Origin of the sequence: Luteitalea sp. (genome assembly GCF_044337415.1) — a bacterium.
GTDB lineage: Bacteria > Acidobacteriota > Vicinamibacteria > Vicinamibacterales > Vicinamibacteraceae > Luteitalea.
Map to the genome: position 1 here is coordinate 1 of NZ_JBIINP010000154.1, position 10209 is coordinate 10209.

Here is a 10209-nt window from a genome sequence, read left to right on the forward strand (position 1 = left end):
GCTGTGCCAGTCGCGGTGAACATCGACGGCCGCCTGTACGGTCGTGACGAGGCGCGGGTGTCCGTGTTCGACCACGGGTTCCTGTTCGGCGAGGGCGTGTACGAAGTGCTCCGGACGTACGACGGACGCCCGTTCCTCTACCCCGAGCACATCCGGCGCTTGCACGCCTCGGCGGCCCGCATTGCCCTCGCATGCCCGCTGTCGGACGACGCGCTGCTGGCGCGCATCAGGGAGACGACGGCCGTGGCGGCACTCGAGGGCGAGGCCTACGTCCGGATCCTGCTGACGCGCGGCGTCGGCGAGATCGCGTACGACCCGCTGACGTGCCCTGTCCCGACCCTCGTCATCATCGTGAAGCCCCAGGTGGACCCGACGCCGGCGGCCCTGGGCGACGGCGTCCGCATCGCGCTGGCCTCGGTGGTGCGGAACCACCCCGGCAGCGTCGACCCGGCCATCAAGTCGAACAACCTGCTCAACAATGCGCTGGCCATGCAGCAGGCGCTGCGCGAGGGCGCGGTCGAGGCCCTGATGGAGAACCATCGCGGCGAACTCTGCGAGTGCGCGCAGTCCAACATCTTCTTCGTGCGCGACGGCGTGCTGTTGACGCCGCCCATCGATGCGGGGTTGCTCGTGGGCGTGACGCGGCAGTTCGTGCTCGAGGTCGCGGCCGGGGCGGGTGTCGCGGCCGAGGAACGGGTGCTTCGACGCGCCGACCTCGCCTCCATGGACGAGGCGTTCCTCACCAGCACGACGAAGGCCATCGTCCCCGTCGTCCAGGTCGGAGACGTGCGCATCGGCCCGGGCGTTCCTGGGCCGACCACACGGCGCTTGATGGACGCGTTCGAGGACGCGATCCCCTCGAGGCTTTCCTAAAAGGTAGGGCGGCGTGTCCTCACGCCGCCGTTAGCCACGAACGGCGCGATGGGGACATCGCGCCCTACCTATGTGGCTACCTATGTGGCTACGCGGTGACGGTCTCTTCCGCGTACTCGGTCAACGGCGGGCAAGCGCACTGCAGGTTGCGGTCGCCGTAGGGGTTGTCGATGCGGCCCACGGTCGGCCAGACCTTGTGCGTCCGCAACCATGGCAGCGGGAAAGCCGCGGCGCTGCGCGGGTAGGGCCGCGTCCACTCGTCGGCCATCACCACCGCCACCGTGTGGGGCGCGTGCTTGAGCACGTTGTCCTTCGGGTCGACCGTGCCGTCGATCACCGACTGAATCTCCGCGCGAATGGCGAGCATCGCGTCGCAGAAGCGATCGAGCTCGTCACGCGCCTCGCTCTCGGTCGGCTCGATCATCAGCGTGCCCGGCACCGGGAACGACACCGTTGGCGCATGGAAGCCGAAGTCCATCAGGCGCTTGGCCACGTCCATCTCGTCGATCCCCGAGGCCTGCTTCAGCGGACGCAGGTCGAGGATCAACTCGTGGGCCACGCGGCCATCGCGGCCGGTGTAGAGCACCTGGAACGGCCCCTCGAGGCGCGCCTTGATGTAGTTGGCGTTGAGGATGGCGTAGCGCGTGGCGTCGGTCATCCCGTCGCCGCCCAGCATCGACATGTAGGCGTACGAGATGAGGAGGATGAGGGCGCTGCCCCAGGGGGCGGCCGAGATCGCGTGGATGCCCGTCGCGCCGCCACCGGTCGTGACCACGGGATGCGACGGCAGGTACGGCGCGAGGTGCCGCGCCACGCCGATGGGCCCCATGCCGGGACCGCCGCCGCCGTGCGGGATGGCGAACGTCTTGTGCAGGTTCAGATGGCACACGTCGGCGCCGATCAGCGCCGGGCTCGTGAGGCCCACCTGCGCGTTCATGTTCGCGCCGTCCATGTAGACCTGCCCGCCGTGCGCGTGGACGATCTCGCAGATCTCGCGGATGGCGTCCTCGTACACGCCGTGCGTCGACGGGTAGGTGACCATCAGGGCCGCGAGCGTGTCCTTGTGCTGCTCGGCCTTGGCCCGGAGGTCGGCGAGGTCGACGTTGCCGTTGGCGTCGCACGCGACGACCACGACCTTCATGCCCGCCATCACCGCACTCGCGGGATTGGTGCCGTGCGCCGAGGAGGGAATCAGCGCCACCGTGCGGTGGGCATCCCCCCGCGCGAGGTGATACGCGCGGATCACCATCAAGCCCGCGAGCTCGCCCTGCGCGCCCGAATTGGGCTGCAGCGAGACGGCCGCGAAGCCCGTGATGTCGCAGAGCATGCGCTCGAGGTCGCGGAAGATCTCCTGATAGCCCGAGGCCTGGTCGACCGGCACGAACGGGTGCAGGCCCGCGAATCCCGGCCACGTGATCGGCAACATCTCCGCCGCCGCGTTCAGCTTCATCGTGCAGGAGCCGAGCGGGATCATCGAGGTGTCGAGCCCGATGTCCTTGCGCTCGAGCCGACGGATGAATCTCGTGATCTGCAGCTCGGACCTGTGCTCGGTGAAGACCGGATGCGTGAGGTACGCCGAGGTGCGCTGCAGGGCGGTCGGCACCGGCGACGGCACGCCCGCGGCCAGTTGCACGCCACGCCCGGTTGCCTTGGCGAACACGTTGGCGAGCAGCATCACATCGTCGCCCGTCGTCGTCTCGTCGAGGCTGATGCCGACGGTGCCATCGGCGAGGTACCGCAGGTTGACCTGGTGCGCCTCGGCCGTCGCGCGCAGCGACGCCGCATCCACGCCGGAGACGTGCAGCGTGTCGAAGAAGGCGGCATTGTGCTGGGTCAGCCCCATCGCGGCGAGCGCGGTGGCCAACTGCACGGCCTGCCCGTGCACGCGGCTCGCGATGGCCCGCAGGCCCTCGGCGCCGTGGAACACCGTGTAGAAGGCGGCGATGTTGGCCAGCAGTGCCTGCGCCGTGCAGATGTTGGACGTGGCCTTCTCGCGGCGGATGTGCTGCTCACGTGTCTGCAGCGCCATGCGGAAGGCCGAGCCGCCCTGCGCGTCGACCGACACGCCGATGATGCGGCCGGGCGACTGCCGGACGTACGCCTCGCGCGTGGCGAAGAACGCGGCGTGCGGACCACCGTACCCGAGCGGTACGCCGAAGCGCTGGGCCGAGCCGTAGACCACGTCGGCGCCAAGTTCGCCCGGGGGGACGAGCAGCGTCAGAGCGAGCAGGTCGGAGCCGACCGCGACCAGCGCGCCTGCGGCATGCGCGGCTTCGATCAGCGGCGCGATGTCGGTGACCGCACCATGGCCATCGGGATACTGCACCAGCGCCCCGAACACATCTTCGGCGAAGCTGACCGCGCCGGGGGCGACCGATTCGACGGTGAGGCCGAGCGGTTCCGCGCGCGAGACGAGCAGTTCGCGGACCTGCGGGAACACCTCGCCGATGACGAGGAAGCGCGTCGCGCTCGCCGGCTTCTTGCTGACCCGGCGCAGCAACGTCATGGCCTCGGCCGCAGCGGTGGCTTCGTCGAGCAGCGACGCGTTGGCGACGTCCATGCCGGTGAGGTCGCTCACCGCCGTCTGGAACGTGAGCAGGGCCTCGAGACGGCCCTGCGCGATCTCGGCCTGGTACGGGGTGTACGGCGTGTACCAGCCCGGATTCTCCAGGACCATCCGCTGGATGACGGCCGGCGTCGCCGTGCCGTAGTACCCCGCGCCGATGAACGTGCGGAAGCGCGCGTTCTTCGCCTCGAGGGTGCGGAGGCGCGCCAGGAAGGCCTGCTCGGTCTCGGCCGCCGGCTCGACGAGCGGTTCGGTGCGCCGGATGTGTGCCGGCACGACCTGGTCGATCAGGGCGTCGAGGGAGGGCACGCCGAGGGCGTGCAGCATGCGGTCGCGGTCCTCGGGGCGGGGCCCGATGTGCCGAAGGGCAAACGCGTCAGTGGCCACTGGGGTCATGTGTGGGTGCGGCGGGAACGGGTGGTGCGGCGCGCGCGACGGCGCGCGCCTCTCTTGTGACGCGGCGCGGGTCCCATCCGCCTCCGACTCGGCGGCGAGGCGAGACCCGACGTCGGCCCTCAGCCGACGTGCTGCGTGTAGGCGTCGGCGTCGAGCAGGCTGTCGAGGTCGGCCGGGGTGGTCGGCCGGACCCTGATGATCCACGCCGCGTGCGGGTCGCTGTTGACCTGCTCGGGCGCGCTGGTGAGGGCGTCGTTGACGGCCACGATCTCGCCAGCGACGGGCGAGAAGAGCTCGGACACCGCCTTGACCGACTCGATGGTGCCGAACACCTCGCCCTGGGCGAGCACGCGGCCCACCTGCGGCAGTTCGACGAACACGACGTCACCGAGTTGCTGCTGGGCGTAGTCGGTGATCCCCACGTCGGCCGTGTCGGCGCTGGTGCGGATCCACTCGTGGTCCTTCGTGTACTTCAGGTCGGCGGGATACATCGTGCTCAACTCCTGGGCCGCTTGTAGAACGGCATCGGGACGATGCGGGCGGCGGCGAGCCGTCCCCGCACTTCGACGTGCACCTCCCGGCCGGGTTCGGCGACGGCCGAGGGCACGTAGGCCATGGCGATGGCCTTCTTGAGGAAGGGCGTCTGGGTACCACTCGTGACGATGCCTACCGACTGCCCGTCGACGATCACCGGGTAGCCGTGCCGCGCGATCGCGCGGTCGATCATCTCGAGGCCCACGAGCGTCCGCTCGACGCCGCTGGCCTTCTGGGCGCGCAGGACATCCGCGCCGGTGAAGGCTTCCTTCTTCCAGCCGACGATCCACCCGAGCCCGGCCTCGAGCACCGTGGTGGTCTCGTCCATGTCGTTGCCGAACAGGCGCATCGACGCCTCGAGGCGCAGCGTATCGCGGGCACCGAGGCCCGCAGGCACGACGCCGGCGGCCGCACCGGCCTGCAGGATCGCCTGCCACACGTGCGCGGCCTGCGCCGGCGGCACGAAGACCTCGAAGCCGTCCTCGCCCGTGTAGCCGGTGCGCGAGATCATGCCGCGCACGCCGGCCACTTCGCCGTTCTCGAACCAGTAGTACTTGATGTCGGCGAGGCTGACGGCGGTGAGCGTCTGCAGCACCTCGGCGGCCAGCGGCCCCTGGAGCGCGAGCAGGGCGTACCGGTTGCTGTTGTTCACCGCGGGCGCATCGGCGAACTCGGCCACCTGGCTCCGGATCCAGGCGTAGTCCTTGTCGATGTTCGACGCGTTGACGACCAGCAGGAAGTGGTCGTCGGCCATCCGGTAGACGAGCAGGTCGTCCACGAACGTGCCGTCGGGCGTGGTGAGCGCCGAGTAGTGAATCTGGCCGATGGCCAGCCGCGATGCGTCGTTGGAGGAGATCTTCTGGACGGCCGCCAGCGCGTCGGCGCCGGCGATCTCGATCTCGCCCATGTGGCTCACGTCGAACAGGCCGGCCCGCGTGCGGACGGCCATGTGCTCGTCGGTGATGCCGGAGTACTCGACGGGCATGTCCCAGCCACCGAACGGCACCATGCGTGCCTTGTGGCCGAGGTGCGTGGCGTGCAGGGGCGTCTGCTTGAGGGTGGTCTGCGAGTGGGTCATGCCGCGAAGGGACGCGGCCCGGGAGGGGCCGCAACCCTTCAACAATACAGGCTCAGGGGTGGGGGTTCAAGGAACCCCGTGGCCCTAGGTGTTGGGGAGCGCGGCGCCCTTCACCTTGACATTGCGGAACGACACCGTGTTCCCGTGGTCCTGCAGCAGGATGTGGCCGCTCTTGGCCTTGCCGAAGCCGACGTAGTCCTTGTACTTGCTCGCGGCGACGAGCGTGTCGAAGGCCGCGCTCGCCCGATCGAACTCGATCAGCTTCGTGCCGTTCAGCCAGTGCTCCACCTTCGTGCCCTTCGACACGATGTGCACCGAATTCCACTCGCCGATCGCCTTGACCGGCTTGGACGCGGGTGCGGCGATGAGGTCGTACAGCGACCCGAACGTCCGGTTGCCCTCGCGGCCCATCTTCGCGTCCGGATGCACCGCATCGTCGAGCAACTGGAACTCGAGACCGATGGCCGAGCCCCTGCCGGGCGTGCCCAGCTTCTCGGTGACGAAGTACTTGATGCCGCTGTTGGCGCCCTTGCTGAGGCGCACGTCGGCCTTGAGCTCGAAGTCGCCGTACTCCTCGAGCGTGACGATATCGCCGCCGTTCGCGGCTTCCCCCCCGCCCGACTCGAGCACCGTGAGCAGGCCGTCCTTCACCTGCCAGCCCTTGCTCGGGAACGTGTCGGCGTGGGCATTGCGCCACCCCTTGGTCGACGTGCCGTCGAAGAGCAGCCGCCAGCCGGCGGCCTTCTCCTCGGCCGAAACGGTGTTCAAGGTCGCCTGTGCGGCCGCGCCGGCGCCCGTGGCGCCCGACGAGGTGGCCAGCACGGTGGCACCGAGGGCTGCCGCGGCAGCCACGGCTGCGAGGGGCACGGACAAGCGGAACGAGGAACGCGATTGCTTCATGACTGGACTCCTGCGTCGCACAGGGCGACGACGATGCGATGGATTCTCGTCACTCTAGTGCAGGCAATCGCTGTGTGTCGAGGGGCGGGCTCGACCGGTCGTGCACCACCGTCGAGAGCGGCAAGGGCGCCGCCGCGTAGGGCGCGGACGCCCGCAGCGCCCCACGGAGCGGCTCGCTGGCCGCCGGCACTCCCTGAGCGCCCTCGCGGCACCGCCGAGGCTCGCTCCCCGGCTGGTAGGCCAGGTAGGCGCACAGCGTGTGGTAGCTGATGTCGAGCACGCGGCAGGCCTCACGCTTGTTGCCCTGGGCGCGCTCCAGGACGTAGCGGGCATACCGGCTCCCCCACGCCCGCATCGTATCGCCGGCCTGCTCGCCGGGTTGGAACGTGTCGATGTACCGTCCGGTCACGCCGTCCGGAAGGTCGTCCACCTGCAGCACGTGGGAGGGCGCGAGGGTGATGGCGCGTTCGATCACGCGCTCGAGCTCGCGCACGTTGCCTGGCCAGTCGTGGAGCCGGAGCGCCTCCATGGCCTCGGCCGACACCCGGTACGGCTGTCCGTCGGACGCACGCTGCAGGATGGCCTCGACCAGGTACGGAATGTCATCGCGGCGGGCGCGCAGCGGGGGCACGCCGATCTCGATGGCATTGAGCCGGTAGTAGAGGTCCCACCGGAACTCTCCGCGGCGACACAGGCTCTCGAGCGGCCGATTGGTGGCGGCAATCACCCGCACGTCGACCCGTCGTCCGCCATGGCCGCCGACCCGTTCGATGGTCGGCTCCTGAATGACCCTGAGGAGCTTGGCCTGCGCCGAGGTCGACAGATCGGAGACCTCGTCGAGGAACAGCGTCCCGCCGTCGGCCAGTTCGAACTTGCCGCGTCGGCCGCGGACGCCGGTGGCCGTCCGCTCCTCGATCCCGAACAACTCCGCCTCGAGCAGCGATTCGACGATGGCGGCGCAGTTCAGGGCGACGAACGGCCCACTGGCACGATCGCTGAGGGCATGGACACGTCTGGCCACCAGTTCCTTGCCCGCGCCACTCTCGCCCTGCACGAGCACGATGAACGGCTTGCCGGCGGCCCTCGCAATGCGTTCGTGCAGCTGACGCATGACCGGCGTGACGCCGACCAGGCCGCCCTGCTCCGATGTCAGGCTCCGGGTCACCGACCTCACCGCGACTTTCCGCTCAGAATCCACGATGAGCGGCGCCACCGCCGCGAGTGCCTGCACCGCCGCCGCCTCGGCCCTCCAGGGCTCGTGGCCGATGGCCGTGACGCGCAGGGTCTCGGTGCCGCCGCTCAACATGCGTCGGCCACACGAGAGGTCCAGCGGTTCACCCGCCAGGTGGATCGCGGGCTGCGTGAGGCCATACGTGATGGCGAGCAGTCGCTCCACCCCCTCGCGCACCCTCGTCTCGGCGCGAAGGATCGCCACCACCTGGTCGAGGAACGTGGCGAGGTCGAAGGTCATGTCGTCTGGCGCGGCCAGTGACACTACACGGTCGGTCATGGGTGTGGGCTTCCTCGCGGGCCTGTGTCAGCCCGGCGGACAGAGTTCGGATGTCGAAGGCCAACTCAAGTCCTGCGCCATGCGTTGCAGGGCTGCTGCTGGCCTCCGAGTCGAGGTTCGAACTCGGGCGACCTCCGCGAGCGCGAAAGGGTGGGAACGCCCGTGTGTAGCTGCTACTCATGCTGCCAGGGCGAGTCGAAGCGCCATGCGGCTTCGTACTGGACGCCATGGCGGGTGATGCGACACACCTCGCACCGCACCACCCATGCCTGTGCCAGCACCAGTCCGGCGCCGCCTGGCAATCGCAGTCCCATGGTGCGACCTGGCCTGACCGGCTGGCTCAGCCGGCAGCGCAGGCCGTGGCGGGACCTGTCGATCACCTCGAGCACGCGTGCACCGGGCACCTGCGGCGCCTCGCCGGGACCCGCGTCAAGGACCCTCGGTTCGCGGCGCCGCTCGTTGATCACCAGCATGGTCATCCTCAGCAGGCCTCCCAGGCTCCCGCATCCGAGAGGCACGTCAGGCGAATACGCTGGGTGGTACCGAGGACGCGAACCGCGTACACCGCCTGCGACGGCCCGACCAGGTAGATCGATGCAGACGATGCCGTTCCCCGGGGGGTGAAGGTGAGGCGTGGCGCGGCGCCCAGCGAGACCGCCGCACTGCCGGCGCGAACGACGCCTTCGCCGTCGGCCGCCGGCACGTCGCGCGGCACGTCGAGCACCGCGTGCCCTTCCCGTACCACGTCCCTCCACGGGCGCGCCCTGTCGACACCGGCCTCGATCTCGACCGACGTCACGCCGTTGCCGTTGCCGTCGTCGACCACGCGCCACCGGCCCGGTGTGCGCAGGTCGAACTCGACGGCTACGGTGCGCCGGAGCCGCCGCGCCTCCTGCGCCAGGGCCCGGAGGTCCGATGCAACCCCTCGGGCGGCCTCTCGTCCCGCGCGCTCTCGTCGCATCGCGTCGAGCGCCTGCAGACCGTTGGCTCCCACCAGTGCCGCCAGCGCCAGCACGAGTACCGTCTCTGGAAGCGAGGCGCCCCTTTCGGAGCGCCTCGACCCGTCCGTCCTAGTCCTTGCTCGCACGGGCGTCGGCCTGTGCGCCGACCGACAGGTACGGACGCAGCTTCAGGAACGACTTCTCGCCGATGCCCTGCACGTTCATCAGGTCCTCGAGCTTCTTGAAGGGCCCGTTCTTCTCGCGGTACGAGACGATGCGCTGGGCCATGCTGGGACCGATGCCGGGGAGCGCTTCGAATTGCGCGGCGGTCGCGCTGTTGACGTTGACGACCTGCGTGGGTGCGTTCGGCCGTTCATCCTGCGGAAGGGCCGTGGCAGGCACGACGGGGGCCAGCAGGACGACGAGGGCGAGGGCGGCGGTGAGCAGCGAACGGATCATGGGAACCTCCTGGTGACTGGCGCGCCACCATGGCGCGACCTCGCACACGGCCGGGTGACCTCGTCGCAGGGAGGTTGGCCCGCCAGGTTGGCTACATGCCGACGTGTCACGCGGCGCGTGTGCGTGCCCCTGTCTTGAGCAAGGTCCACGCCATGTCGCTGGCCGCGTCACCCGAATGCGTGTAAGTCGTTGCTGACCTGAATGTTGCCCGCATCGGCCCGCGTGGCGACGCGCCGACGAGGGGCGACTGGAGCGCCAACTGGCGTTGACGGATGGGTCCTGGAGTTACCGGAGGCTGCCGGATTCCCCGAGCAGCGCGATGGGACTCGAGGCGGCCGATGGGGGGATGTCGTGCTCGTCCTTCAGGTTCACGCCCGAGAGTTCGCGACGCCTGGCCTCGGTCATCAGTGCGACGAGGCGGCGGGCCGCGTCTGCGGGCGCCTGCCCCTCCGGCCGGATGTTCGAGATGCAGTTGCGCTCGGCGTCGGTGCGGCCCGGACGCGGATCCCACGTGAGGTAGGCGCCCAGGCTGTCGGGGGCGCTCAGTCCGGGACGCTCGCCGATCAGGACGACCACCAGGGGCACGCGCAGCGCCTCGCCGACGGCATCGCCAACGGCCACCCGGCCCTGCTCCACCACCGCCACCGGGGCGACCTCCCAGCCACCTTGCTCGCGTAGCGCCGGCAGCACGTCCCGCAGCAGCGGCACCGCGTGTGCCTGCACGGCGCGCGACGACAGGCCATCGCACACGACGAAGGCCACGTCGTGGCGGTCGGCCTGGTACGGCAGGCCCAGGACGTCGAGCGCGCGGTGGCTCGCCTCGTCGAGGCGACGGCCCGCGTCCGGGCGCTGCAGGTACGCCGCCCGGTCGGGTGCGGCGCTGTGCAGGCCCAGGGTCTCGAGGCCGAGCGTGCCCAGGGCGGCGCGCAGGGTGGGCACGTCGAGCCGGTCG

Annotated in this window: 10 protein-coding genes; 1 reads left to right on the forward strand and 9 read right to left on the reverse strand. The window is 70.1% G+C overall.

Going from position 1 to position 10209, the window contains the following annotated elements; genetic code table 11:
• A partial coding sequence (locus ACIRDX_RS17125; RefSeq protein WP_396626654.1) for an aminotransferase class IV occupies nt 1–873 on the forward strand: 873 nt, incomplete at its 5' end.
• An 88-nt stretch (nt 874–961) separates the two neighbouring features.
• On the opposite strand, the gene gcvP is transcribed toward ACIRDX_RS17125, so the two are convergent.
• From gcvP to eutC, 9 genes are all read right to left on the reverse strand, one after another.
• Nucleotides 962–3835, reverse strand: a complete 2874-nt coding sequence (gcvP, locus tag ACIRDX_RS17130; protein ID WP_396626655.1) for an aminomethyl-transferring glycine dehydrogenase — start codon at nt 3833–3835, stop codon at nt 962–964.
• Nucleotides 3836–3954: 119 nt separating this feature from the next.
• On the reverse strand, nt 3955–4326 hold the full coding sequence (gene gcvH, locus ACIRDX_RS17135; RefSeq protein WP_396626656.1) for a glycine cleavage system protein GcvH: 372 nt from the start codon (nt 4324–4326) through the stop codon (nt 3955–3957).
• 5 nt (nt 4327–4331) lie between these two features.
• Nucleotides 4332–5447: a glycine cleavage system aminomethyltransferase GcvT gene (gene gcvT / locus ACIRDX_RS17140; RefSeq protein ID WP_396626657.1), complete on the reverse strand. Its 1116-nt coding sequence runs from the start codon at nt 5445–5447 to the stop codon at nt 4332–4334.
• 84 nt (nt 5448–5531) lie between these two features.
• On the reverse strand, nt 5532–6347 hold the full coding sequence (locus tag ACIRDX_RS17145) for a DUF1080 domain-containing protein (protein WP_396626658.1): 816 nt from the start codon (nt 6345–6347) through the stop codon (nt 5532–5534).
• Nucleotides 6348–6396: 49 nt separating this feature from the next.
• Nucleotides 6397–7857, reverse strand: coding sequence for a sigma-54 interaction domain-containing protein (locus ACIRDX_RS17150; RefSeq protein WP_396626659.1), 1461 nt, complete (start codon nt 7855–7857; stop codon nt 6397–6399).
• A gap of 173 nt (nt 7858–8030) precedes the next feature.
• Nucleotides 8031–8336: a PilZ domain-containing protein gene (locus tag ACIRDX_RS17155; protein ID WP_396626660.1), complete on the reverse strand. Its 306-nt coding sequence runs from the start codon at nt 8334–8336 to the stop codon at nt 8031–8033.
• A 2-nt stretch (nt 8337–8338) separates the two neighbouring features.
• Entirely contained in the window at nt 8339–8872 is a 534-nt protein-coding gene (locus tag ACIRDX_RS17160; RefSeq protein WP_396626661.1) for a GspH/FimT family pseudopilin, read from the reverse strand.
• Between the two features lie 55 nt (nt 8873–8927).
• Complete coding sequence (locus ACIRDX_RS17165) at nt 8928–9257, reverse strand: ComEA family DNA-binding protein (protein ID WP_396626662.1); 330 nt, start codon at nt 9255–9257, stop codon at nt 8928–8930.
• A 285-nt stretch (nt 9258–9542) separates the two neighbouring features.
• On the reverse strand, nt 9543–10209 hold a 667-nt coding region (gene eutC, locus ACIRDX_RS17170; RefSeq protein ID WP_396626663.1), incomplete at its 5' end, for an ethanolamine ammonia-lyase subunit EutC.